The following is a 22,212-nucleotide window of genomic DNA, read 5'->3' on the forward strand; positions in this document are numbered from 1 at the left end:
TCTCGACGAAGCATCTCGGGGAGCTCTCTCGGCGCGTTGCGGATCTCGGTGTTCCTGCACCCCGCGCTGCGAGTTCGAGTTCTCCCCGACCACCGGGGTTGTGCGCCGGCGCCGGCCACGTGCGATCCGCATGCGCGTGAAGCTGGCCGTATGGCAGCGAAGGACGAGCTCGGAAGAGCAGGGGAAGAGCGGGCCGCCCAGCATCTGAGGCGTCGCGGGTACACCGTGCTCGCCAGGAACTGGCGGTGCGCGCAGGGAGAGATCGATATCGTCGCCGTGCGCGACCACCACCTCGCGGTGGTTGAGGTCAAGACGAGACGGACCGCCGTTTACGGGCACCCGTTCGAGGCCATCGACGCTCGCAAGCGACGTCGGCTCTGGCAGCTCGCTCAGGCATGGGCGACGGAGAATCCGGAGGAGGCGCGAGGGCGCGTCCTCCGGCTCGAAGCGATCGGCATCATCGGGTCCGATCCGGCCTCCGGCTCGCTCGAGCACCTCGTGGACATCGCGTGACGACCTCGCGCACCTGGGCGGTCGCGCTCACCGGCGTCGATGGGCATCTCGTCGAGGTCGAAGCCGACATGTCGAACCAGACACCGGAGTTCCGGATCATCGGGCTCCCCGACAAGTCCCTCGGCGAAGCCGTCCAGCGCGTGCACAACGCCTGCAAGAACGCCGGGCTGGATCTTCCACGGCGACGGCTCACGGTGAATCTGTCGCCGGCGAGCCTCCCCAAGCACGGCGCCGGGTTCGACCTGGGGATTGCCATGGCCTGCCTCGCTGCAGGCGGTGTCATCTCACCGCGGTCGATCTCGGCGACGGTCCACATCGGCGAGCTGGGTCTGGACGGCAGGATCCGGCCGGTGCTCGGGGTTCTGCCGGCGGTGTTCGCAGCGGCACGCGCCGGATTCGAATCGGTGATCGTGCCACGGGGAAACGAAGCCGAGGCACGTCTGGTACCGGGTGTCGATGTGCGCGCAGCCGCTTCACTCGCAGAGGTCGCGGTCTGGCACGGTGCCGATGTCGAAGTGCCCGACGTGGAGGCGGTCGTGCTGGCATCGACTCAGAGCGGACCACGTGACACGCTCGACCTCGCCGATGTCGTCGGTCAGGAGGATGCCGTGGAAGCGTTGGTCGTCGCCGCTGCCGGCGGTCATCATCTGCTGTTGAGCGGACCTCCAGGCGCGGGTAAGACGATGCTCGCGCGCAGGCTTCCGGGCATCATGCCGTCCCTCACGGAGCAGGAGGCACTAGAGGTCGCGTCGGTGCGATCACTCAGCGGAGAGCCCGTCGCAGCGCTCGATGTGCTCCCGCCGATCGAGGCGCCGCATCACAGCGCGTCTGTCGCATCGCTGGTCGGAGGGGGCTCGCGCACGGCGCGACCGGGAGCGATCGCACGTGCCCACCGCGGTGTGCTGTTCCTGGACGAAGCTGGGAATGCCTAGTTTACGCGTCGACGTACACGCTAGAGGTTGGGAAAGGGAAGCACGTGGAGCAAGGTATGACGGTTGAAGCGGTCGGAGCGATGGTCGGCGATGTGGTCGTCGAGGAGGCCGCGAGGGACTGGGTATACGCCCTGCGGATGGCGGCGGACGCAGGACAGCTTGGCTCCGACGGCGTCAGCGTGACTCCGAGAGTCGCCGCCTGGTCACGGGCCACGGCTGACGTTGTGGAGGCGCTCGTCGATGTCGGCGGCGGCACGACTGGCCTCCTGGCGGCTGAGGCGCTTGGTATCGACGTGCGGGACGCGCTGGGCCGCGCGATCCGGCTCGCCGCTGACGCCGTTGCAGCGACCACGACGCCCTGACCTAGGCGTCCTCTCCTAGACTCGCGGCAGGAGGCTCACATGGCGGTGACGTTTACATGCCCCCGATGCGGCCAGGCGGCGCGCATCGTGACGGGTGGCTATGTCGAGGCCCACGAGGTTACTCCCGGCGTGGTCTGCCCCTTCACGAAGACGGCGAGTGCGGGAAAGCCGCCGAGCACCGGTCGAGCCACGCGCCAGGAGCGCCCAGAAGAGCGTGAGGCTCGCCTTGAGCGACGCCGGGCGAAGAAGCTGGCGGGCGCGGCGGAGATGATGTCGCAGAAGGAGCGCGCGGCGGAGAAGCGAGCCAAGGCCGAAGCGGCGCGGCAGGAGCAGAAGCGGAAGGCGCTGGCGTCGCGGGTCGAGTGCCTGAAGTGCCAGACCTTAGTGATGCCGTCAGGCAAGTCGTCGACGGGTCTCGTCGCCCATACGCGGCCTTCCGGCCGGTGGTGCAGGGGAGGCGCTGAGCCTACGGGTAAGCAAGCGAAGGTGAAGCGCAGCGTCTGGCCAGTCTCCGGCGGTCTCCCCGGGCTAGGACGACGCTAGTCCGTGGAGTCTCTCCTGGATCGAGTAGTTCCATGCGAGGTTGTCGATAGGTCAGCTAGCGCTGTATAGTCAGTGCATGCTGACTATTGCTTCCCGTCTGGACGTCATGAACAGACTCGGCCGCGCGATGGCCGATCCGACGCGCTCGCGCATTCTGTTGTCGTTGCTCAATGCGCCAAGCTATCCGGCCGTGTTGTCTCGTTCCCTTGAGTTGTCCCGCTCGAATGTGTCGAACCACCTGACGTGTCTTCGTGACTGCGGCATCGTCGTCGCGGAGCCCGAGGGAAGGCAGACGCGATACGAGATCGCCGACCCACACCTTGCCCTGGCGCTCAAGACGCTGGTAGACGTCACTCTCGCCGTTGACGGCGACGCCCCCTGTGTAGACGCCTCGTGCACGGTACCCGGTTGCTGCCGGACGGGAGCGGAGGCGTGAGCGCCGCGCTGACCGCCGTTCGGCGCGCAACGCTTCATCGACGTGTTCGCTTCATTGTCGGCTTCACGATTTCCTACAACGTCATCGAGGCTGTTGTCGCGATCTGGGCGGGAGCTCTGGCTTCCTCGGCGGCGTTGATCGGCTTCGGTCTCGATTCGGTTGTTGAGGTGCTGTCCGCTGCGGCGATCGCTTGGCAGTTCACCAGGAAGGACCCGGAGCGCTGGGAGAAGGTGACCGTGCGTGCGATCGGCCTGGCGTTCTTCGCTCTCGCTGCTTACGTCACGGTCGATGCAGTGGTGAGCCTCATCACCCAGGAGGGGCCGGAGCACAGCCCCCTCGGACTGGGGATCACCGCACTGAGCCTGATCATCATGCCGCTGTTGGCGTGGTTCGAGGTCCGCACCGGCAGGGAACTCGACTCCAAGAGTGTTATGGCCGACGCCAAGCAGCTCATTCTGTGTATCTATCTATCGGGCGCCGTTTTTGTCGGCCTCATCCTGAACACGCTGTTCGGCTGGTGGTGGGCGGACTCCGTAGCCGCACTTGTCGTCGCGGTCCTTGCGATCCGCGAGGGCATCGAAGCATGGCGCGGGGATGTGGAGTCGCCGTTCGAAGTACTTGAAGACCTTGACGGCGACGGTGACGACGACTGATTTTTCGTCGCCGGGGATGCCCGGCGTGCGTTCCTAGGGGCGCTACGCCGTGGCTAGGCCTCGGGCGGGTTGCTGTTTCCCCGGTCCCCTTCCCAGTGCGCGCGGACTTGTTCGGCGAGTTGAACTCGGACTCGTGCGTTGGCCTCTAGAGTCCGTCTCACCTTCTCAGGGTCTACGGCGAAACGGAGAGCATCGAAGCGGCTGTAGTCGGCGAGGCCGGGAGTCTTGCTGTGCTCGATGGGGTCGAAGCGTTGAGCCCATCGGGTGCCGTCCAGCGAGGCCCATGCTGCGCCGACGGATGACGGCCAGACGGACGGTTGCTCTTCCAAGATGGCTGTCGCCTGGGTGCGGAGGTAAGAGATGAGGAGCATGCAAGGGCCGCATGCCGGGGCGTTGGCAGTGGCGTGTTCGGTCGCTTCGTGTTCTTCGACGGTCGGAAAGGTGGAGCGAGGTCCAGTCTCGGCTCGTCTGTCACAGAGCGAGCGGCCATCTGGCATCCAGACGTGGACGGTCTTGGGCTCCTGGTTAGGCATGGGCCAGATGTTATCCGGTCGTCGGGCGTTGCGCCCTCGCGGGGCGAGCACAACAACAAAAGGCCCCCACCTCGGAGGAATCCGTGTGGGGGCCGTGGGCTCAGAAGTCGCGGTAGAGGTGTCGGAGTATCTCGGTGGGCGCGGCGATGACCTTCGCGGGGTCCGCCGAGATGACCATTGCTTGTAAGGGCTCGCCCGCGTCAAGACGCTTCGCCAGGCTCCGGGCCGTGCCCTTGTTGTAATGACCGAGCATCTCGCCGTCGACATGAATCGCGATGGCGTTGGGGTCGTGGGGGTTGTCAGGCTCTCTAACGAGCTCAGCAGGGCCGAGCTTGGCCGTGCCGTTGTAATAGCGAGTGCCGCGAACCTTGACCCCGAAGATTCCGAGTCGGCGTAGGTAACGGTTGTCGACATTGATGAGCTTGCCCGTCGAGGTCTCAGCTAGCCAGAGTGCGCCGTTGCGCCGCACGAGAGCCAGCGGCGGGAGTCCGTCGTGCCCGGGTTGTAGAAGCCGCGCATGATCCTCCTCGGGGAGGTACGCACTCTCGTGAGTCGCTCCGCTGGTTCGTGCGTGCGGAGTTGCTGTTCGTGCGGGCGAACTGACTCGAGTCGATGGCCTCTCCGGCTCGCTCTGTCGGACAGGGGCCATGCCGAGCACGCCTCGGACGGCGTCGATGAATCCCATGCGCTCATCCTAGGGACGCGCGTAGGTCCCGGAGGAGGAGGTGCCTACGGTGGAGCGACTGTTCACGCACGTTCTGGGTTCTCGTGCTTGTCGAGAGCGTCGGCGAGGGTGGTCGCGGCGCGGTCTAACGAAGCCGTGGCCGCGTCGATGACGGCAAGCGATGAGAGGACCTGAGCTCGCAGGGCGAGGCGCGAGGGTGCGGTCGCGAGCTCGCCCGTGGGGTCGCTCACGCCGAGCGCGGTCGTCATGCGTGCGCCGGGCGACTTGTCCCACTGGGCAGCGGAGCTCGCCCGGAGGAGGTCGACGAGACGGAGGACGCTGGCGGCGTGGGCCGTCGCGCGGGCGTGCAAGGCGTGTTCAGCGGCGATCATTGGGTTACTCGCAGGCTGAGGGCGGGGGTGGGCATGGCGTCTCCTTGGTGCGTTGGTGGGTCGTTAGCCCGTCCTTTTCGCGGGCTTGCGGTGGTCTAGTGGGGTGGCCGTCCGTAGTTGTGGACGTGCTCGACGTAGCGCTGGGCGTGCTCAGGTTCGCGGCATGTCGAGAGGATGCTCGGCGGGCTTGTCGAGTAGTTGACGACGGAGTAGCCGCCGTTATTCGCCTGGACACCGAGGTTGCCGAGGCGCGGATTTCCGGGGTCGCCGGTCCAGTTCCGGTATCGGAGCCAGTCGCGCGAGGCGTGGGAGAGGCGGTCGGCGCGGCGTGTTCGCGGCTGAGACGGGGTCATGGGTGAGCTCCTTGTGAGGTATTTGGGGTGGGCAGGGGTCGATTATCCGAACGGCAAAACGCGGAGCTCTACGTATGCGACGGGGGACGCTAACCCGCTCCGGGCTTTCGTCGGCGGGGGTAGGGGGAGTCACCCCCAGGGGTCTCGTAGAGCGTGCTGGCGCGACGGGCTCGATACGCTCTTGGGATGACCGGACCTTGGCTACTGGAGTTCTTCATCGCGCCCGTCATCGTGGGCATTGTGTTGTTGGCTCTCAGCGCACTGTTCCGAGTTGTCCGAGAGAAGGTCTGGCGGCCTGTCGGGCGCGGGCTACGGTGGCTTACGACCTTGAGGATCACGACCTCGACCCGTCGCAACGCCCTGAAGCATGAGCTCGCTGAAGCGTTGGACGCGGCCCGGGTCGGCGAATCCCAGGTCGCCCGGCTCAAGCGGAAGAGCCTCGATCTGAAGACCGAGGTGAAGGGGCTCAAGGCGGCGCGGGAGTACCTCGCCGCTGAGCAGAAGACGGCGGTGTGGGACAGCGGCCATGCCCACGGTCTGGCGGACGGCAGGGCTGAGGGGCGAGCCGAAGCTCTCGCGGAGGTTGCGGCGGAGAGGGCTGTACTACGTCCTCGACCGGCATGGCGGGTGGACGTTCTGCGGGAGGGGGAAGCCTACGTCCTGAGGAACTCCCAGCCAGACGCCGTGGTCGCGGACGTTGAGCTCGACGCCCATCACCAGGAGTTCGCGTTCACCGGGCCCAGACAGTGGTACGGGGTGTTTCCTGGTGAAGTCGAGTTCAAGGGCGGGTGGCTGGAGATGGGGCGGCGGTTCGGTGTCACATTCCGCATCCAGTATCGCGACGAGCTCGGCGATGTTCAGGAGGGGCGGGCGCGGGTCGACAAGGAGCCGAGGCGGGCGATTATCTTGTAGCGGTTCGTGGAGGCCCGCCGCCCGTCCAAGGAGACGGAAGCGAGCGGCGGACCGGGAAGACGACGATGTCCTCATCGCGCTCCACGCGGGGTGATAAGGCCCGCTGAGCGCTCATCCCGCGCGACCCCACAACAGGTCGCCGGATGCTCACCCCACGCGGTTCTTACTCGCTGAGTGCACTCGCGTCGGTGGAAAGGAGAACGCCGACGGAGCTCACTGGCGCACCGGCCACGGCGCGACAATGAGGAGGGGCTGGCGACGAGCTCTGCGCGCGTTGCCAGGAGTCAGAGGTTGGGGTCAGCCGCGCCGGGACAGCCGGAGGCCGTGCTCGGCGAGGACTCGGGAGAGCTCCCGCACGGTGGCGTCCGATGGCCGGGCAAGGACGATTTGGCCGGCGTGGGGGTAGAACGCCGTGAGGGCGGCTGAGGTTGCGAGCTCGATGGCGTCGTCGGGGATGCGCCAGATGTTGCGGGCGAGGCCGCTGGCGGCGGTGTACTCGCCTCGGATGGCCTCGTAGGCCATGCCCTGCCCGAAGTCGACGAGGGTGTCGTCGGTGACAGCGTGGAAGACGTGGAGGACGTCGTGGTCGCGGACGAGGGCGAGGAATCGGGTGCGGGGCGACACGTGGGTCGTACGGTTGCCCGGGACTCGGAGGCCGCGCGGTGCGCGTTGAGAGGGGGCGGGAGCGGATGGGATCGGTGAGTCGCCCCGGCGCTGGCGGAGGTCGTGCTGGATGGCGGCTCGTGTAAACGCCGCCACGTTCCTGTTGGTTCTGCGAGGCATGAGAGTTCCGATCTGAGAAGAGTGGTTGGGGGTGCGAGGCCCCGGCGTCGTGTAAACGCTGGGGCCTCGCGGCGACGCCGAAGCGTCAGGGTGGCTACGCGCCGGTCGCGATGCGGACCGCGCCGCCGTGCGCGACGAGGTCGACGGTGCCGTCCTCGCGGTCGACGGGGAGCGGCATTGCGGCTACGGCCACGAAGCTCGACACGAGCGACCGGTCGGCCGCGACGTTGGAGTCGTAGTCGTTCAGCACGCGCGCCGCGAACGATGCGCCTCGCTGGTCGTCCAGGATCGGTGTGGCGATGCTGGCACCGTGAGCCGCGCCATCCGGGACGATAGGTGCCCGGGTGACGAGGGTGAACGCCGACGGGATGAAGGCGACGATGTCGTCCGGGTCGAGGCGCGTCGACTCGATGACCTCGAAGCCCCGCACCTTGCCGTCGGCGTCGAAGGTCCGGTCCGGGCCGTCCAGGAGGTCGGCGTAGACGTTGGAGCCAACGGCGGCGAGGAGGCGGGCGTCAGCAGGGACGCCGTTGTCTCGGAGCGTGCGGCGGGCGGCGGTGAATGCCTTGGCCGGAGTCGCGGCGGCGTAAGCGAGCGCGGTCGACGGCGTCGCGGACATTGTGCTGGCGACGAGGGCCTCGACCTTGGCGGCGATGGCTCGCGTCTGGGGCGAGAGCACCTGGCGCGCGTAGTCCGCGATGTCGAGCGAGAGGTCGCCCTCGGAGAGGATCGCCAGGTTGTAGACGTGGTCGGTGAGCTTGACCTCGATGTGCTGTTCGCTGAGCTCGTCGGCGACGAGGGCGGTGGTCCGATCGTAGATGCCGCGCGTGTGCGTCGGGATCGCGCCGGGGACCGGAACGCGAATGGTCGACCCCTTACCTGGGGCGAACTCGGCGGCGGCGTCCGTGCTGATGAGCGAGGCGAGGTTGAAGTCGGCCCCGACGAGCTTGGCCGCTACGGTCGCGACATTGGAGATGGAGAGAGAAAAGGCGTTAGCCATGATGGGCTCCTGAGGATTGATGCGCCGGGATGGCGCGGTGAGTAGGGAGCCGCCTTGCGGTTGTGGCGCGCGTCGACCTTGCGGCGCGCGTCGGAGGTGTCCGGTGCCGTTCAGACGCGCTAGAAGCGCGCCCGTGGGCATCGGGCGGTGGAGGGCCGAGAAAGGCCCGGAGAGCGCCGCCTAGCCGCGTTGACCTTGCGCGGCGGCTGGAGGAGCTCGGGGGGTCCGTCGTGCCTCGTGGGGAGCGACCCCGGGGAGGCGATGCGGACGGCGCGCAGGGCGCGTCGTTACGAAGAGGAGACCGCCTGGAGAGGCGGTGATGCCCGCCGATCAGACGGCGAGAAGGGAGACCGTGGCGCGTGCCACCCGCTCTAGCTTGAGAACATCGCCGGAGCGGAGCGCGTCGTCAGCCTCGGCGGCGAGACTCTGGCGCTGGAAGGTGAGCCGGTCGCGATGCCAGTAGCTCCGGTGGCGGGGGCTACAGAAGCGCCCTGGCTTGGCGAGCTCGGTATCCCGATGGCAGTAGTCGCATGTCACGAGGTATCGGGTCATGTGGACGCTCCGGTATCTAGTCGTCTTGTGACGGCAATGGGCAAAAGGGGTACGCCCCCGGGGCAAGGACCTGGCCGGGGGCGTGGATGCGCTGGGGGTACATAGAGGAATACCGCCTGGGCGTTCACCTCGATTCGCGCCGAGGCGCGGAATCACGCGGATCGACGGCGGAGCGCATTACGAGTTCACGGCGAGTTGTCAGGCTTTTGGAGCGCGGCGGCGCTGGGGGTGACGGAGTGACGGAAGACTTCGTCACTCCTTATTACTTGTAGAAGAGAGAGAGCTCTCTAAGGGGAAGGGGGAGTGACGAAGTGAACCGTCACTCCGTCACTACGGGCGTCACACCTTGCCCCATCGGGCTCGTCCCGGCGTTCCTAGAGCTTGATTCTCAGACGACTCGGTGCCCCCGGAGTCGCAAGCGTCGACTCGTCGAGGAGGTCGAGGTCGTGCGTCGGCACCCGTTCGGAATCCCACTGGATGCGGACGTGCTCGCCGTCCAGTGGCGTCGGCTTACCAGGGGAGTCGGCGCGAGCCACATAGATACGCTCCACGACGTCAGAGAGCACGATACGCCGCGCGCGGAGGTCGTCGGCGGTGTCATCCCAGATGTCGCGGAGCGAGCGCCCCGTCGGCACCGTCTCGACTCGCATGGTTGAGGGCGTGGCCTGGAGCTCTAGCCGTTGCTTCTTGAGCGCGTCCATATTCGCGAGGAGGACAGGGTAGTCGGCACCGTCGCGCCGGAGTGCCGCCGTGATGTCGTCGAGGGCTCGCTCGACGTCCGCGAGACGTTGCGCAACGTCGGCGGACTCCAGGAACTCGCGGCGTTCGAGCTCGGGCCAGTCTCCGGCGAGGCCGAGGAAGAGCGACTCCACGTACTCTTCGACGCGGGAGAAGGAGACACGCGCTGGAGCGGGGCAGGGGGCCAGAACATCGGAGACCCCAGCGCATCGGAAGTAGCTCGCGTCTCTGTCGTCCCGGTCACGGCGGTGAGCGTAGAGGCGGCGTCCGCACTCTTGGCAGTAGAGCACGCCGGTCAGCCACGAGACCATGCGGCGCGGTTGTTCCCGCCCCGGAGCCTTGAATCGGGACTGGAGACGTGTAAACGTGTCAGCGTCGAGGACCGGCTCCCAGCGCGTGATGGGCAGACCAGAAGCGTCGCGGACGACGTCGTCTCTCATCTTGGGCTTGTTCTTCTCATCGAGCACGGGGTCGCCGTTGGGTCCGAGGATCGGCTCGGCACGCGTCGTGCGTCCGATGAGCGTCTCGGAGCGCCAGAGGTTGCGAACGGTGGTCGCTCGCCAGGCCCCTCGGAAGGCTTGCTCGCGGCCCTTTCCGGACTTGATCGTGTCAGGCTCATCGAAGTCGGGGGCGTCGAGGTCTATCCCGTTCTGTCGGCGTCGTCGAGCCTCGCTCTGCGGCGTCGGGACGCGGTTCTCCGCGAGCCACTTGGTGGCGTCGGCCAGAGTCGCCCCGGCGATGAGCATGTCGGCGACCTCTCGCGCGATGGGGGCCTCGTACTCGTCGGGGATGAGGACCTTTCCCGGGCCATGAGGCGACTTGATCGCGCGGTAACCGAATGGCGCGCGAGCGCCTAGGAAGCGTTGGCTCTCTGGTGCCGTCTGGCTGAGATGGAATGCACGAGCCGCGCGGACCCGCTTGCGGGTGTTCTCAGCCTCTGCCGCGCCGATGGTAGCCATGAAGCCCACGAACATCGTCCACTCCTGGCCGTCGGAGCGGAGTCCATCGGTAGCGGCGACGAAGAGGCTTCCCGGGGTGGCATCGAGGACATCCTGGAGGTCAGCGACAGCGCGGAACCCCATGCGGCTCCATCGGTCGAAGGAGCGCGTTAGGAGCGTATCTGCGGTGCCGTTGGATAGCGCATCGAGAGCGCGTCGAGCGTTCGAGCGCTCCTTGGTACCGCTGAGGCCGTCGTCGATGATCGGCGGTTCGACGACGTCCCAGCCCTTTTCTGCGGCGTAGCGGCGGAGCTCGCGCTCCTGATTCTGGAGAGACACGCTCTCCTCCGTGGTTCGCGAAATTCGGCAGTAGAGCACCGCCCGGCGAGTGCGAGACATGTTCTCTCCTTGATGATCCGAACCCGTGTAGGTTAGACGTTACTTGACGAGGCTGCCGAGTTCTCCCGGGTCGCACTCGATGCGCTCCGACAGCCACTCGAATCCGGGGCGATCGAGGTGCATCGGGCGGGATTCACCGCCACGTTTCCCGCGAGATTCCAGCTGCTGCTCGCGATGAATCCCTGTCCGTGCGGGAACCACGGTGTCCGCGGCGCGGAGTGCGTCTGCCCACCCATGTCGATCAGGCGATACTCCACGCGCTTGTCCGGACCGCTTCGCGACCGTCTCGACATCGATCTGCAGGTGAGTCGTGTCGCGGCATCGCGAGCGATGGGCGATCATTCTCCATCGATGACGACGGCGCAGGCTCGAGAACGCGTCGCTGCGGCCCGAGAGCGAGCTGCCCATCGGTGGATGAGTATGCGGTGGCGACGCAATGCAGAAGCGCCGGGGACCAGTCTGCGTCAGGGGGCACTCCGACTGGCTCCTGCGGTGCGCGCTCCACTCGATCGAGCCCTCGAGCGCGGCGCCCTCACGCTCCGTGGGTACGATCGCGTTCTGCGTGTGGCTTGGACGATGGCAGATCTGGCGGAGCTCGATCGTCCCGGGATCGACGAGGTCGGACGGGCGCTGCATCTCCGAAGGGGGCTCCCGCGATGATGGATGTCCTCCTCGCTGATTCCGAGATCCTCGCCCTCGCCCGCACCCTCCATCCCGGTGATGAGCTGGCCGATTGCGTCGCGCGTGTCGCCTGGTCTGTGATCGCCGAGCCCGGCGATGCGGTGGCCGGATCGTTGATCGAATCGCTCGGTGCAGCGGATGCGCTTTCTCTCGCTGTGGGAGATTCGTCGTCGCTTCTCCCTCCGGGCGGTGCCAGCGCTACGGCGACGCGCGCACTGGTCGACGGTCGAGCCCGCTGGCGCCCACGCGCCGATCCTCGGGCGGTCATGGCCGCGCTGCGCGGAGGTGTCGCCGTGCGAACGCAGCTCGTGATCCCGGGAGATGCCGCATGGCCCCGCGGTCTCACGGATCTCGGCCCCCACGCCCCGAGCGTGCTGTGGGTGCGCGGCCGCGTGGAGTTGCTCGGCCGCGAGCCCCGAGTCTCGATCGTCGGGGCTCGAGCCTGCAGCGGGTACGGCGAGCACGTGGCGACCGAACTGGCGGGTGACCTCGCGGCCACCGGCGCCGTGATCGTCTCCGGTGGTGCGTACGGGATCGATGGGGCCGCGCATCGTGCCGCACTCGGCGTTCAGGGCGCCACGATCGCGATCCTCGCCGGCGGCGTGGACCGCGCATATCCTGCCGGCCATCAGAGTCTCCTGCGTCAGATCGCGGAACGAGGGGCTCTCGTGAGTGAGCCGCCGTGTGGGACGGCGCCCACCAAGTGGCGATTCCTCGCTCGAAACCGTTTGATCGCGGCGCTCGGCCATGCGACGGTCGTCGTCGAGGCGGGGTGGAGAAGTGGATCGCTGAACACCGCGGGCCACGCGGCCTCGCTCGGTCGCCCACTCGGCGCCGTGCCCGGTGCAGTGACGTCTGCGTCGTCGGCGGGGTGTCATCGTCTGCTCCGCGAGTACGACGCACACTGTGTGACCTCCGCGCAGGAGGTGAGGGAGTTGTACGGCGCGATCGACGAAAGAGTCGAGGAAGACGCGTCAGAGCGGGACTCGAGCCACAGCCGCGTGCTCGATGCGTTGGGTACCCGGACGCGTCTGTCCATAGAAGAGGTGGCGCGTCGCTCCGGCCTGTCTCCTGATCGGGTTCGGGCCGTACTCGGGCTCCTTCATCTCGAGGGCGACGTCGCGCACGACGACGGAGGGTGGCATCGTCAGCGCCCCGCGAGAGCATCGACTTCCCGTGCACGATGAACGGCGAGGCTGCCGCGGACAGAGCATGCGCGGGGCAAGCTGGACTCATGGATCTCGCTGCCGCGACGGAGGCGTTCGCCGAACACCTGGAGAAGGTGCGCCGGCTGTCCGCCGCGACCGTCAAGGCCTATCGCTCAGACCTGCGAGACCTCGACGCCGCGGCGGGTGGTGTTCCCCTCGAGTCGGTCGACCTCGAGGTGCTTCGGGACTGGCTGTGGCGCGCCACTCAGCGTGGCGACGCCAGATCGACCCTCGCGCGCCGCGCCGCCACGGCCCGCTCATTCTTCAATTGGGCTCAGGAGCAGGCGCTCATCACGCATGATCCGAGCCTGCGCCTGGTCGCCCCGAAGAGGGGGAGGACGTTGCCGACGGTCGCCTCGCGGGACGCGATGTCGGCACTTCTGGATTCTCACCGCGACGCCGCCGAAGAGGGCGACCCGATCGCGTTGAGAGACCACGCCATCCTCGAGCTGCTGTACGGCTCCGGTATCCGTGTCTCCGAGCTCTGCGGACTGGACATCGACGATCTCGATCTCGACCGCGGTACGGCGCGAGTGCTCGGCAAAGGCGCGAAGGAACGGATCGTGCCCTACGGCACTCCGGCGCGCGACGCATTGTCGGCGTACCTGAGGCGCGGTAGGCCGGTACTCTTCGCGCGCGCCCGAACCTTCACCCCTGCCGTGATCCTGGGCAGCCGCGGTGGCAGGGTAGGGCCGCGGGCCGTATACGAACTCGTCGCACGGGTTCTCGCGCCGATCGTGGGCGCCGAGACGATCGGTCCTCACGCTCTGCGGCACACCGCGGCCACTCATCTGCTCGACGGGGGAGCCGATCTGAGGGCGGTCCAGGAGATCCTCGGACACGCCAGCCTCGGTACGACGCAGATATACACCCACGTCTCCACCGAGCGTCTGACGGCGACCTATCGACTGGCCCATCCGCGCGCATGATCTCTCGCTAAGCCCCCGTCGCTCAGCGTGCTTCGCAGCAGGGGAGCAGGACGGCTCTCGGAACGTCGTCGAAGAGCAGCAGGGGATTGATGTAGTCGCCGTCCAGCCGCACGCCGAGGTGGAGGGAACCCGCGGCGGTGTGCCCGCCGATATCCAAAACTCCGAGCGCCTGCCCGGCCGTGACGACATCACCCGCGACGAGCGTCGACCGAACGGGTTCGAGAGTCGTCACGAGGCCGCCGGTGTGCTCGATGGTGAGGAGCGGCCGATCCACCACGGTGCCGCGGAAGGCGACCACACCGTCCGCGGGGGCGGACACCTCTGCGCCGACCACGGCGGCCAGATCGACGCCGCGATGGCCGGCACCGTACTCGTGCGCGGGCGCGCGAAACGGAGCCGCGACAGCGCGAGGCCCGGCCACCGGCCAGCTCCAGCGAGGCCATTCGGTTGTCGAGGGAGCTTCCGCCGCCGCCACGGGAGCCGGCGCGGTGAGAGCGAGCAGCAGAGCGACAACGAGAACGGAAAGGGCTCGGGGGACTGTGCGCATGGTGCGAGTCTGGTCGGATGCACTCCGTCGCGGGCACCGGAATGGTCGGCCGCCGCGGGACACCGGAACAAGACCGGCGTGCGGCGTGACGTGCAGGGTGAGTGCCCGCGCGATCCTGTATGCTGGGGGAGCACCTCGAAATCGAGGTGACTACGCGTGCCCAAAGCGATTCACTTCGCGGCATCCACTCCCACAGGTCCTTCTCCTCGATAAGGCGGGCGTGAGCCGGGCACCAGGAAGTCCGATCATCCGATCGGCTTGCAACCTCAACGGCGCAGAACCGCGCCAGAACCAGGAGACGACCATGGCTGTGGTCACCATCCGCCAGCTGCTCGACAGCGGCGTGCACTTCGGACACCAGACCCGTCGGTGGAACCCGAAGGTCAAGCGCTTCATCCTCACCGAGCGCAGCGGTATCCACATCATCGACCTGCAGCAGTCGCTGGGTTACATCGACAAGGCCTACGACTTCGTCAAGGAGACCGTCGCCCACGGTGGCACGATCCTCTTCGTCGGCACCAAGAAGCAGGCGCAGGAGATCCTCGCCGAGCAGGCGACCCGTGTGGGTCAGCCCTTCGTCAACCAGCGCTGGCTCGGTGGACTCCTCACCAACTTCCAGACGATCTCCAAGCGTCTCGCTCGTATGAAGGAGCTCGAGGAGCTCGACTACGAGGTCCCCGCGAACAGCGGCTTCACCAAGAAGGAGCTCCTGCTCAAGAAGCGCGAGCTCGACAAGCTGCACAAGTCGCTGGGCGGTATCCGCAACCTCACCAAGACGCCCTCGGCCATCTGGGTCGTCGACGCCAAGCGTGAGCACCTCGCGATCGATGAGGCCAAGAAGCTCGGCATCCCCGTGATCGGCATCCTCGACACGAACGCCGACCCGGATGACTTCCAGTACCCGATCCCCGGCAACGACGACGCGATCCGCTCCGTCTCGCTGCTGACGCGCATCATCGCCGACGCCGCGGCCGAGGGCCTGCAGCAGAAGCACAACCCGGAGACCGGCGACGCCGAGCCGCTGGCCGACTGGGAGAAGGAGCTCCTCGAGACTCCCGCACAGGAGGTTCAGGAGTCCGCTGACGCCGCCGAGGTCGTCACGGCAGACGACGCCGCTGCCGTCGTCGAGACGCCCGCCGCCGACGAGACCGCTGCCGACGAGGCCGGTGCTGAGGCGCACGACGAGGCGATCGCCGCCGCTTCCGGTGAGGAGACCGCTGAGGTCGCCGCCGCCGAGGCTGCTGACGCCAAGTAATCCCTCGTACACACACCTAACGAAGCAAGGAGCCACCACACATGGCCAACTTCACCATCGCTGACCTCAAGGCGCTGCGTGAGCAGCTCGGCACCGGAATGGTCGACACCAAGAAGGCGCTCGAGGAGGCCGACGGAGACGTCGCGAAGGCCACCGAGATCCTGCGTCTCAAGGGTGCGAAGGGCAACGCGAAGCGCGCTGACCGTTCCACGAGCGAGGGACTGATCGTCGCTCGCGAGCAGGACGGCGCCGTGACGCTCATCGAGCTCGCCTGCGAGACCGACTTCGTCGCGAAGAACGAGCGCTTCATCGCGCTGGCCGACAAGGTCGCCGACGCCGCAGCAGCGGTCAAGGCCGACTCGGTCGACGCCGCCCTCGCCGCCTCTGCCGGCGACAAGAGCGTCGAGCAGGTCATCTCCGAAGAAGCCGCGATCATCGGCGAGAAGGTCGAGCTGCGCCGCGTGCGCACGATCACCGGCGACAAGGTCGAGGTCTACCTGCACCGCACGAGCAAGGACCTTCCGCCGCAGATCGGCGTCGTCGTCGCCTACTCGGGTGACGATGCCGAGACCGCGCGCAGCATTGCGCAGCACATCTCGTTCGCCAACCCGTCCTACCTGTCGCGTGAAGACGTGCCGGCTGACGCGGTCGAGAAGGAGCGCGAGATCGTCACTGAGATCTCCCGCAACGAGGGCAAGCCGGAAGCGGCTCTCCCGAAGATCGTCGAAGGCCGCGTCTCTGCGTTCATCAAGCAGGTCGCCCTGCTCGAGCAGGACTATGCCAAGGACAACAAGCTGTCGGTCGCCCAGGTGGCGAAGGACGCCGGTATCACCGTGACGGACTTCGCGCGCTTCAAGGTCGGCGCGTAGCACCGTCGAAGGGGTTCGGATCGCCAAGATCCGAACCCCTTCTTCATGCCCACGAGGCACTATCTTGAATCGGGACGAGAGGACACCCACCCATGACTGAACGCACCGGACGCCGACGCGTCCTTCTCAAGCTCTCCGGAGAGGCATTCGGAGCGGGACAGCTGGGTGTCAGTCCCGACGTGGTCTCGCAGATCGCCCGTGACATCGCCGCTGCGGTGGACCGTGTCGAGGTCGCGATCGTCGTCGGCGGGGGCAACTTCTTCCGCGGCGCAGAACTGAGCCAGCGAGGCATGGACCGCGGTCGCGCCGACTACATGGGCATGCTCGGCACGGTCATGAACGCGCTCGCCCTGCAGGATTTCCTCGAGCAGGCCGGGGCCGCCACCCGTGTGCAGTCCGCCATCTCGATGACCCAGGTCGCCGAGCCGTACATTCCGCGCCGGGCTGAGCGTCATCTCGAGAAGGGGCGGGTCGTCATCTTCGGTGCCGGGGCCGGCCTCCCGTACTTCTCCACTGACACCGTCGCGGCACAGCGTGCGCTCGAGATCGGCGCGGACGAGGTCCTCGTCGCCAAGAACGGCGTCGACGCCATCTACACCGCCGACCCCAACAAGCATGCCGACGCGGAGCGCATCGAGCGCGTCACCTATCGCGATGCGCTCCAGCGTGGTCTCAAGGTCGTCGACTCGACCGCCTTCAGCCTGTGCATGGACAACAGCATGGACATGCGCGTGTTCGGCATGGAGCCCGCCGGGAACGTGACCCGTGCGCTCCTCGGCGAGCCGATCGGAACCCTCGTCACCGCCTGAGTGTGTGACACGGCGGAGACGACTTCGCCCGATAGAATTTGCAGAACACCCCGACGATAGGAGTCACCGTGATCGCGGACGTCCTCGCTGAAACCACCACTCGCATGAACCGGGCGGTCGAAGCTGCCAAGGAGGACTTCTCCACGGTGCGCACCGGTCGTGCGAACCCGCAGATGTTCCAGAAGGTCCTCGTGGACTACTACGGCACCCCCACGCCGATCGCCCAGCTCGCCTCCCTGGCGAACCAGGAAGCTCGCACGCTCATCATCACGCCGTACGACAAGTCGGCGCTGAAGGCGATCGAACAGGCGATCCGTGACATGCCCAACCTCGGAGCCAACCCGACGAACGACGGCAACCTCGTTCGCGTGACGATGCCGGAGCTCACGGCCGAGCGCCGCAAGGAGTACGTCAAGCTCGTCAAGACCAAGGCCGAGGACGCGAAGGTCCACGTCCGTGGTATCCGTCGCAAGGCCAAGGACGAGCTCGATGCCCTCAAGAGCGAGCTCGGTGAGGACGAGATCGCGCGCGGAGAGAAGGAGCTCGACGTCCTGACACGTCAGCACGTCGAGCTCATCGATGACGCGCTGAAGCGCAAAGAGGCAGAACTCCTCGAGGTGTAGTCGGGATGTCTGACGAAACGCGAGATGCCGACGACGATGGGCCGTTCACGCGTCACGGCGGGAACGGGAAGACCCCATCCGACGGCGTCCCGCTCGTTGACGCCGCGTTCCCGTCTTTCGACGCGGCTGCCGTCCCTCCGCGCCCACCGCTTCCCGCAGCTTCGGAGCGCATGCCCTCGGGCGGCGTCGGTCCCCTGGACACGGCGGATCACAACGCTATCCGGGAACAGTGGCGCGCAGCACGGGATGAACTCGGCAGCCATGTCTCCCATGCACGCGACCAGCTCGACCAGGCGAACGAACGTATCAAGGAGCGCACGGGCCGCGATCTCGTCCTGGCCATTCTGATCGGTCTCGCCTTCGGCGCTGCGCTCCTGGGATCGTTGCTCTTCCTCAAGGTGCTCTTCGTCCCGTTCGCTCTCGCGGCCGCCTTGCTCGGTGTCTACGAGCTCTCCCGAGCGCTGCGGAGCTCGGGTCGCCGCGTCGACGTGGTCCCTCAGCTGATCGCCGCCGCGTTCCTCGTGCTCTCTGCGTACTTCGCCGAGCCCTGGTTGTGCTGGGTGATGCTCTTCGTGTCCGTCGCGTTCGTCATCGTGTGGCGGCTCATCGCGCAGATGGTGGAGAAGGACGGCCGCACCTACGGGGACGTCCTCGCCGACGCCGTGACGAGCGGGTTCGTGCAGGTCTACGTCCCCTTCCTCGCGGGAATCGCGCTCATCCTCCTCAAGCAGGAGGGCGGTCAATGGTGGGTCCTCAGCTTCATCGCGATCGCCGTAGCGGCCGACACGGGCGCGTACGCCGCCGGTCTCGCCTTCGGCCGTCACCCGATGGCTCCGAAGATCAGCCCGAAGAAGACCTGGGAGGGCTTCGGCGGCGCCGTCATCGCCTCGCTCGCTGCGGGGGTGCTGCTCGCGATCTTCCTCCTGGAGCTGCCGTGGTGGTGCGGCGTGATCTTCGGCGCGTCGATCCTGCTCTCCGCGACGCTGGGGGACCTCGGTGAATCGATGCTCAAGCGCGACCTCGGCATCAAGGACATGAGTTCCTGGCTCCCCGGTCACGGAGGGCTGCTCGATCGACTCGACAGCATTCTGCCCTCGACGATCCCTGCGCTCTGCCTCTACTTCCTCTTCTCTCCTTGGGTGGTTCTGTGATGAACGATGATCAGCTCGACGAACAGGCGGAGTCGACGCCGCCGGCATTCGCACTCACCTCCGGTCGGGTGCGCGGCTATCACCGGGCAGCCGTCGACACGTTCCTCGCATCCGCCCGCCGCGCGTTCGAGGCGGGTGGCGATGAACTCAGCGCGGATGATGTGCGGACGGCCTCCTTCCCGCTGGTGAAGAACGGATACGTCGTCGCGGATGTCGACGCGGCGCTCGGCCGCGTCGAAGACGCCTTCGCCGCTCGAGAACGCGAACGCGCGGTGCGATCCGCGGGAGCAGGTGCCTGGGTGGAGCAGGCCAGAGCAGACGCGCAGGTCATCCTGGATCATCTGGCGCGACCACGGCGCCACCGCTTCGCCCGTACCGGAGTGCTCACCTTCGGGTACCGTCTCGATGAGGTCGATCATGTGTCGACGCGTATCGTGCGGTATCTCCGTGACGGCGAAGCGCTGACCGCCGAGCAGTTGCGCTCGGCGGCGTTTCGGATGCAGCGTGGGGGATACCGCGAGGAGCAGGTGGATGCCCTTCTGGACGCCACGATCGACGTGATTCTCGCCGTTCGCTGAGGTTCCTGATGGTCGATCCAGGCACTCTTGCGTAGACTGTCCCTCATCGTGAACTCCCGAAACGACATGAATCTCGAAAGAAACGACCTCTCGCCGGTGCCCGCGGTGAAGGCTCGTTCGGCGCGCACGGGCACACGACGCTGGTCTCGCAGCCGTGGTGTCGTCGGGGTCTTCAGTGCCCTCGCCGTCGTGGGTTTCGCCGGTGCATTGGTCGCACCGACCGGGGTGGCATTGGCCGCACCCGCCCCTGAGGAGTCGCCGGACTCCGCCTATTCGCTTGCGCTCGCGGACACTCAGAACCTCACCGTCACCGTCGAAGGTGCCGAGATCGCACCCGTCGTGCGCGGAGGATTCGAGGTCTATGTGAAGCCGAAGCCGGCTCCGGTCCCGACCGTGGCTGCAGCACCCCGTGGGGGATCCTCCGGAAAGTCTTCCGGAGGTAGCCTTCCTCCCTACACGGGAGGCGGTGCTCCTGCAGAGTGGATGGCGGCAGCCGGCATCGCGCAGAGCGACTGGCAGTACGTCGACTACGTCGTGTCCCGCGAGAGCGGTTGGAACCCGAACGCCACGAACAAGTCCTCCGGTGCCTGCGGTCTGGTGCAGGCCCTGCCGTGCAGCAAGGTGCCCGGCAACGGCTACAATCCGGTCGACAATCTTCGCTGGGCGACCGGGTACGCCACCGGCCGCTACGGCAGCTGGGCCGGTGCGTACAACTTCTGGGTCAACAACCACTGGTGGTGAGCAGGCAGTATGCCCCGCTCTCGCAGACGTCCTTCGGAGCGCCCTGACCACGAGGAATCCTTCGATCGCCTCCTCGCGGGCTGGAAGCGTACCGAGACCCGCCGCGGCGGTGAGTGGACCGTGCAACCGGTTTCCGGGGCGCAGGCGCAGAAGGACTACCTCTGCCCGGGCTGCGGTCGATCGATCGTCGCCGGAACCGCGCATCTCGTCGCCTGGCGCGCGGACGGCGTGCTCGGCGACGCGGCCGACCTCGCCGCACGGCGTCATTGGCACACACACTGTTGGAGGCTTGCATGAGCATCGAGATCCGAGGACCACTGGAGCTTCCGGCGCGACGCGAAGACATCGAGCTGAAGACCGCTGACGGTCTCACGTTGGTCGGAGAGCTCGCCGTGCCGGAGACCACGACGCCTGTCGCGACTCTCGTGACGCTTCATCCCCTGCCTACGGCCGGCGGGTTCATGGATTCGCACATCATCCGCAAAGCGGCGGCACGTCTTCCGGCCCTGGCGGATCTGGCCGTGCTGCGATTCAACACGAGGGGGACCACCTCACCTCGTGGGACGAGTGACGGATCCTTCGACGGCGGGGCGTCCGAACAGTTCGACGTCGCGGCAGCGATGGACTTCGCCCGTGAGCGCGCTCTGCCTCGCCCCTGGCTGCTGGGATGGTCCTTCGGCACGGAACTCGCGTTGAAGTACGGTCGGGAACACGACATCGAGGGGATCATCCTCCTTTCGCCGCCCTTGCACCGCGCGACACCGGAAGAGGTCGCCGCGTGGGCGACGATCGACCGACGCGTGGTCGTCCTGGTACCGGAGCTGGATGACTACCTGCGCCCCGCCGAGGCCCGCGAAAGGTTCGCTGCGATCCCGCACGCACAGCTGATCGCGGTGGACGGAGGGAAGCACCTCTGGGTGGGCGAGACCCAGACGCGACGCGTGCTGACGGAGATCGTGGCCGCGGTCAATCCTGCGGCGCTGCCTCTCACCACGCACTGGCCGGCCGACGACTGACGCGCAGCAGGCTCAGAGCTCGTTCATCCGCGGGATGAGCACCTGCCGGTAGATGATCAGGATGCTCGCGGCGACCGGGATGGCGATCAGCGCGCCCAGCAGACCGAGAAGGCTTCCTCCGGCGAGTGCCGCGACCACGACGACAGCCCCCGGTACCGAGACCGCACGGCTCATGATGCGCGGCGAGATGATGTAGGCCTCGATCTGCATGTAGATCAGGTAGTAGATCGCAGCGGCGATCGCTGTCGCCGGAGAGCCCAGTCCGGGGATGAGACATACCAGCACGATGATCGTGGAGCCGGTCAGGGTGCCGACGAGCGGGATCAGGGAGAAGAAGAACGCGATCACCGCGAGGACGGCGGGGAACGGTGCTTGGATGATCGACAGGAAGATCGCGCTCAGCACGCCGTTGATGACACCCTGCGTCACCTGCCCCATGACGTAATAGCCGACCGAATCCGTGATCTGTTCGGACAGGTCGATGAACCTGTCACGTTTCGACGCCGGAGCCAGCTGGTAGACCGCCCGCTTGAGGGACGGCGTGGAAGCCGTGAGATAGATCGTCAGGATGAGGACGATGAACGCGCCGAACAGGCCGCTGAGCACGGCGCCACTCGCCACGAGGAACCCTTGGCCGATGGAGCCGCCGATCTCGGTCAGGTTCGTGGTGAGCCAGTCCTCGACGTAAGTGAAGACATCATCGACCCTCAGGTTGGGGAACGCGTCCGTCATCCACTGCTTGAGGTCGTCGATCGCGGTACCGCGTTGCACGATCGCCGTGATCTGGGCGATCAGCTGGGAGATCTGGTCGACCAGCACGGGAAGGACGATGAGCACGATGCCGACGAAGATGCCGAGCACCGCGAGGATCGTGACGATGACAGCGAGCCATCGGGGGAGACGCCGGCGCTCCAGGAAGGAGACGAGCGGATCGAGTCCGAGACTGAGGAAGAGAGCCGTGCCGAGATAGAGCAGCACCGTGGAGAGGTTCTGCACGCTGTTGATCAGCAGGATGCCCAATCCCACGCCGAGCGTCGCCACCAGGGCGGTGCGGAAGGGATTGTGGATCTTCATTCGGAGGCTCCTCGAGGACGGATGCAGC

The 22,212-nt window shown here is 67.0% G+C and carries 26 protein-coding genes and 2 pseudogenes; 19 read left to right on the forward strand and 9 right to left on the reverse strand.

Features of this window, described 5'->3' with window-relative positions; translation table 11 throughout:
- Positions 1-150 precede the first annotated feature (150 nt).
- The 5 genes and pseudogenes from DW307_RS11975 to DW307_RS11995 all read left to right on the forward strand — a co-directional run bounded on the left by DW307_RS11975 (position 151) and on the right by DW307_RS11995 (position 3,439).
- On the forward strand, positions 151-513 hold the full coding sequence (locus DW307_RS11975; RefSeq protein WP_021200475.1) for a YraN family protein: 363 nt from the start codon (positions 151-153) through the stop codon (positions 511-513).
- Positions 510-1,433 (forward strand): annotated as a pseudogene (locus DW307_RS11980) (YifB family Mg chelatase-like AAA ATPase); the annotation flags it as partial. The gene DW307_RS11975 and the pseudogene DW307_RS11980, both read left to right, overlap by 4 nt.
- Before the next feature lie 68 nt (positions 1,434-1,501).
- Positions 1,502-1,807 (forward strand): hypothetical protein, encoded by a 306-nt coding sequence (locus DW307_RS11985; protein WP_136024842.1) that lies wholly within the window; start codon positions 1,502-1,504, stop codon positions 1,805-1,807.
- 619 nt (positions 1,808-2,426) lie between these two features.
- A complete protein-coding gene (cmtR, locus tag DW307_RS11990; RefSeq protein WP_136024843.1) occupies positions 2,427-2,786 on the forward strand; it encodes a Cd(II)/Pb(II)-sensing metalloregulatory transcriptional regulator CmtR in 360 nt (119 codons plus the stop codon).
- Complete coding sequence (locus DW307_RS11995) at positions 2,783-3,439, forward strand: cation transporter (RefSeq protein ID WP_136024844.1); 657 nt, start codon at positions 2,783-2,785, stop codon at positions 3,437-3,439. Before cmtR ends, DW307_RS11995 begins: the two co-directional genes overlap by 4 nt.
- Positions 3,440-4,072: 633 nt before the next feature.
- On the opposite strand, the gene DW307_RS12000 is transcribed toward DW307_RS11995, so the two are convergent.
- The 3 genes from DW307_RS12000 to DW307_RS12010 all read right to left on the reverse strand — a co-directional run bounded on the left by DW307_RS12000 (position 4,073) and on the right by DW307_RS12010 (position 5,381).
- Complete coding sequence (locus DW307_RS12000) at positions 4,073-4,657, reverse strand: HIRAN domain-containing protein (RefSeq protein WP_136024845.1); 585 nt, start codon at positions 4,655-4,657, stop codon at positions 4,073-4,075.
- Positions 4,658-4,719: 62 nt separating this feature from the next.
- Positions 4,720-5,028, reverse strand: a complete 309-nt coding sequence (locus DW307_RS12005; protein WP_136024846.1) for a DUF7169 domain-containing protein — start codon at positions 5,026-5,028, stop codon at positions 4,720-4,722.
- A gap of 95 nt (positions 5,029-5,123) precedes the next feature.
- Positions 5,124-5,381 carry a hypothetical protein gene (locus DW307_RS12010; RefSeq protein ID WP_136024847.1) on the reverse strand — a complete coding sequence of 86 codons (258 nt, stop codon included), beginning with the start codon at positions 5,379-5,381 and terminating at the stop codon, positions 5,124-5,126.
- A gap of 186 nt (positions 5,382-5,567) precedes the next feature.
- Between DW307_RS12010 and DW307_RS12015 the strand changes: the two genes are divergently transcribed.
- Positions 5,568-6,293, forward strand: a complete 726-nt coding sequence (locus tag DW307_RS12015; protein WP_136024848.1) for a hypothetical protein — start codon at positions 5,568-5,570, stop codon at positions 6,291-6,293.
- Between the two features lie 297 nt (positions 6,294-6,590).
- Here DW307_RS12015 and DW307_RS12020 read toward each other — a convergent pair whose 3' ends face one another.
- The 4 genes from DW307_RS12020 to DW307_RS12035 all read right to left on the reverse strand — a co-directional run bounded on the left by DW307_RS12020 (position 6,591) and on the right by DW307_RS12035 (position 10,703).
- On the reverse strand, positions 6,591-6,917 hold the full coding sequence (locus tag DW307_RS12020; protein ID WP_136024849.1) for a hypothetical protein: 327 nt from the start codon (positions 6,915-6,917) through the stop codon (positions 6,591-6,593).
- A 253-nt stretch (positions 6,918-7,170) separates the two neighbouring features.
- Complete coding sequence (locus DW307_RS12025; RefSeq protein ID WP_168441034.1) at positions 7,171-8,076, reverse strand: P22 phage major capsid protein family protein; 906 nt, start codon at positions 8,074-8,076, stop codon at positions 7,171-7,173.
- Between the two features lie 330 nt (positions 8,077-8,406).
- A complete protein-coding gene (locus tag DW307_RS12030) occupies positions 8,407-8,628 on the reverse strand; it encodes a hypothetical protein (RefSeq protein WP_136024851.1) in 222 nt (73 codons plus the stop codon).
- A 374-nt stretch (positions 8,629-9,002) separates the two neighbouring features.
- A complete protein-coding gene (locus DW307_RS12035; protein WP_136024852.1) occupies positions 9,003-10,703 on the reverse strand; it encodes a recombinase family protein in 1,701 nt (566 codons plus the stop codon).
- Positions 10,704-10,754: 51 nt separating this feature from the next.
- Between DW307_RS12035 and DW307_RS18350 the strand changes: the two are divergent.
- From DW307_RS18350 to DW307_RS12050, 4 genes and pseudogenes are all read left to right on the forward strand, one after another.
- Positions 10,755-11,012 (forward strand): annotated as a pseudogene (locus DW307_RS18350) (ATP-binding protein); the annotation flags it as partial.
- A 105-nt stretch (positions 11,013-11,117) separates the two neighbouring features.
- Positions 11,118-11,363 (forward strand): magnesium chelatase subunit ChlI family protein, encoded by a 246-nt coding sequence (locus DW307_RS18295; protein ID WP_240750642.1) that lies wholly within the window; start codon positions 11,118-11,120, stop codon positions 11,361-11,363.
- Complete coding sequence (gene dprA / locus DW307_RS12045; protein ID WP_051671020.1) at positions 11,360-12,571, forward strand: DNA-processing protein DprA; 1,212 nt, start codon at positions 11,360-11,362, stop codon at positions 12,569-12,571. Before DW307_RS18295 ends, dprA begins: the two co-directional genes overlap by 4 nt.
- A gap of 47 nt (positions 12,572-12,618) precedes the next feature.
- A complete protein-coding gene (locus tag DW307_RS12050) occupies positions 12,619-13,521 on the forward strand; it encodes a tyrosine recombinase XerC (RefSeq protein ID WP_136024853.1) in 903 nt (300 codons plus the stop codon).
- A gap of 22 nt (positions 13,522-13,543) precedes the next feature.
- On the opposite strand, the gene DW307_RS12055 is transcribed toward DW307_RS12050, so the two are convergent.
- The gene (locus DW307_RS12055; RefSeq protein WP_136024854.1) at positions 13,544-14,068 is read right to left on the reverse strand and encodes a murein hydrolase activator EnvC family protein; all 525 of its coding nucleotides are present in this window, start codon (positions 14,066-14,068) and stop codon (positions 13,544-13,546) included.
- A 304-nt stretch (positions 14,069-14,372) separates the two neighbouring features.
- Between DW307_RS12055 and rpsB the strand changes: the two genes are divergently transcribed.
- The 9 genes from rpsB (at position 14,373) to DW307_RS12100 (ending at position 21,110) form a co-directional block, all read left to right on the forward strand.
- Positions 14,373-15,323, forward strand: a complete 951-nt coding sequence (rpsB, locus tag DW307_RS12060; protein WP_029265446.1) for a 30S ribosomal protein S2 — start codon at positions 14,373-14,375, stop codon at positions 15,321-15,323.
- Positions 15,324-15,364: 41 nt separating this feature from the next.
- Entirely contained in the window at positions 15,365-16,192 is an 828-nt protein-coding gene (gene tsf, locus DW307_RS12065; RefSeq protein ID WP_029259163.1) for a translation elongation factor Ts, read from the forward strand.
- A gap of 92 nt (positions 16,193-16,284) precedes the next feature.
- Positions 16,285-17,001 carry a UMP kinase gene (gene pyrH, locus DW307_RS12070; RefSeq protein WP_017830711.1) on the forward strand — a complete coding sequence of 239 codons (717 nt, stop codon included), beginning with the start codon at positions 16,285-16,287 and terminating at the stop codon, positions 16,999-17,001.
- Between the two features lie 68 nt (positions 17,002-17,069).
- On the forward strand, positions 17,070-17,624 hold the full coding sequence (gene frr / locus DW307_RS12075) for a ribosome recycling factor (protein WP_021200482.1): 555 nt from the start codon (positions 17,070-17,072) through the stop codon (positions 17,622-17,624).
- A gap of 5 nt (positions 17,625-17,629) precedes the next feature.
- Positions 17,630-18,775 (forward strand): phosphatidate cytidylyltransferase, encoded by a 1,146-nt coding sequence (locus DW307_RS12080; RefSeq protein ID WP_029259164.1) that lies wholly within the window; start codon positions 17,630-17,632, stop codon positions 18,773-18,775.
- On the forward strand, positions 18,775-19,353 hold the full coding sequence (locus DW307_RS12085) for a DivIVA domain-containing protein (protein WP_029265445.1): 579 nt from the start codon (positions 18,775-18,777) through the stop codon (positions 19,351-19,353). Before DW307_RS12080 ends, DW307_RS12085 begins: the two co-directional genes overlap by 1 nt.
- A 66-nt stretch (positions 19,354-19,419) precedes the next feature.
- Positions 19,420-20,094, forward strand: coding sequence for an aggregation-promoting factor C-terminal-like domain-containing protein (locus DW307_RS12090; protein ID WP_231479828.1), 675 nt, complete (start codon positions 19,420-19,422; stop codon positions 20,092-20,094).
- Between the two features lie 9 nt (positions 20,095-20,103).
- Entirely contained in the window at positions 20,104-20,391 is a 288-nt protein-coding gene (locus tag DW307_RS18300) for a hypothetical protein (protein WP_029265442.1), read from the forward strand.
- Complete coding sequence (locus DW307_RS12100; protein WP_029265441.1) at positions 20,388-21,110, forward strand: alpha/beta hydrolase; 723 nt, start codon at positions 20,388-20,390, stop codon at positions 21,108-21,110. Before DW307_RS18300 ends, DW307_RS12100 begins: the two co-directional genes overlap by 4 nt.
- Before the next feature lie 12 nt (positions 21,111-21,122).
- On the opposite strand, the gene DW307_RS12105 is transcribed toward DW307_RS12100, so the two are convergent.
- Complete coding sequence (locus DW307_RS12105) at positions 21,123-22,184, reverse strand: AI-2E family transporter (protein ID WP_021200487.1); 1,062 nt, start codon at positions 22,182-22,184, stop codon at positions 21,123-21,125.
- Between the last annotated feature and the right edge of the window lie 28 nt (positions 22,185-22,212).

The organism is Microbacterium sp. K27 (assembly GCF_004794435.1).
Classification (GTDB): Bacteria; Actinomycetota; Actinomycetes; order Actinomycetales; family Microbacteriaceae; genus Microbacterium; species Microbacterium maritypicum_A.

What these genes read in the sequence shown, in the direction of transcription:
- DW307_RS12000 (WP_136024845.1), bottom strand. Translation starts at nt 4,657, where the DNA reads ATGGGATTCATCGACGCCGTCCGAGGCGTGCTCGGCATGGCCCCTGTC.
- DW307_RS12030 (WP_136024851.1), bottom strand. Translation starts at nt 8,628, where the DNA reads ATGACCCGATACCTCGTGACATGCGACTACTGCCATCGGGATACCGAG.
- tsf (WP_029259163.1), top strand. Translation starts at nt 15,365, where the DNA reads ATGGCCAACTTCACCATCGCTGACCTCAAGGCGCTGCGTGAGCAGCTC.
- DW307_RS18295 (WP_240750642.1), top strand. Translation starts at nt 11,118, where the DNA reads ATGAGTATGCGGTGGCGACGCAATGCAGAAGCGCCGGGGACCAGTCTG.
- DW307_RS12005 (WP_136024846.1), bottom strand. Translation starts at nt 5,028, where the DNA reads ATGATCGCCGCTGAACACGCCTTGCACGCCCGCGCGACGGCCCACGCC.
- pyrH (WP_017830711.1), top strand. Translation starts at nt 16,285, where the DNA reads ATGACTGAACGCACCGGACGCCGACGCGTCCTTCTCAAGCTCTCCGGA.
- dprA (WP_051671020.1), top strand. Translation starts at nt 11,360, where the DNA reads ATGATGGATGTCCTCCTCGCTGATTCCGAGATCCTCGCCCTCGCCCGC.
- DW307_RS12010 (WP_136024847.1), bottom strand. Translation starts at nt 5,381, where the DNA reads ATGACCCCGTCTCAGCCGCGAACACGCCGCGCCGACCGCCTCTCCCAC.
- DW307_RS12090 (WP_231479828.1), top strand. Translation starts at nt 19,420, where the DNA reads ATGAATCTCGAAAGAAACGACCTCTCGCCGGTGCCCGCGGTGAAGGCT.
- DW307_RS12050 (WP_136024853.1), top strand. Translation starts at nt 12,619, where the DNA reads ATGGATCTCGCTGCCGCGACGGAGGCGTTCGCCGAACACCTGGAGAAG.
- DW307_RS18300 (WP_029265442.1), top strand. Translation starts at nt 20,104, where the DNA reads ATGCCCCGCTCTCGCAGACGTCCTTCGGAGCGCCCTGACCACGAGGAA.
- DW307_RS11975 (WP_021200475.1), top strand. Translation starts at nt 151, where the DNA reads ATGGCAGCGAAGGACGAGCTCGGAAGAGCAGGGGAAGAGCGGGCCGCC.
- DW307_RS12105 (WP_021200487.1), bottom strand. Translation starts at nt 22,184, where the DNA reads ATGAAGATCCACAATCCCTTCCGCACCGCCCTGGTGGCGACGCTCGGC.
- DW307_RS12025 (WP_168441034.1), bottom strand. Translation starts at nt 8,076, where the DNA reads ATGGCTAACGCCTTTTCTCTCTCCATCTCCAATGTCGCGACCGTAGCG.
- cmtR (WP_136024843.1), top strand. Translation starts at nt 2,427, where the DNA reads ATGCTGACTATTGCTTCCCGTCTGGACGTCATGAACAGACTCGGCCGC.
- rpsB (WP_029265446.1), top strand. Translation starts at nt 14,373, where the DNA reads ATGGCTGTGGTCACCATCCGCCAGCTGCTCGACAGCGGCGTGCACTTC.
- DW307_RS12085 (WP_029265445.1), top strand. Translation starts at nt 18,775, where the DNA reads ATGAACGATGATCAGCTCGACGAACAGGCGGAGTCGACGCCGCCGGCA.
- DW307_RS12055 (WP_136024854.1), bottom strand. Translation starts at nt 14,068, where the DNA reads ATGCGCACAGTCCCCCGAGCCCTTTCCGTTCTCGTTGTCGCTCTGCTG.
- DW307_RS12035 (WP_136024852.1), bottom strand. Translation starts at nt 10,703, where the DNA reads ATGTCTCGCACTCGCCGGGCGGTGCTCTACTGCCGAATTTCGCGAACC.
- DW307_RS11985 (WP_136024842.1), top strand. Translation starts at nt 1,502, where the DNA reads ATGACGGTTGAAGCGGTCGGAGCGATGGTCGGCGATGTGGTCGTCGAG.
- DW307_RS12080 (WP_029259164.1), top strand. Translation starts at nt 17,630, where the DNA reads ATGTCTGACGAAACGCGAGATGCCGACGACGATGGGCCGTTCACGCGT.
- DW307_RS12100 (WP_029265441.1), top strand. Translation starts at nt 20,388, where the DNA reads ATGAGCATCGAGATCCGAGGACCACTGGAGCTTCCGGCGCGACGCGAA.
- DW307_RS12015 (WP_136024848.1), top strand. Translation starts at nt 5,568, where the DNA reads ATGACCGGACCTTGGCTACTGGAGTTCTTCATCGCGCCCGTCATCGTG.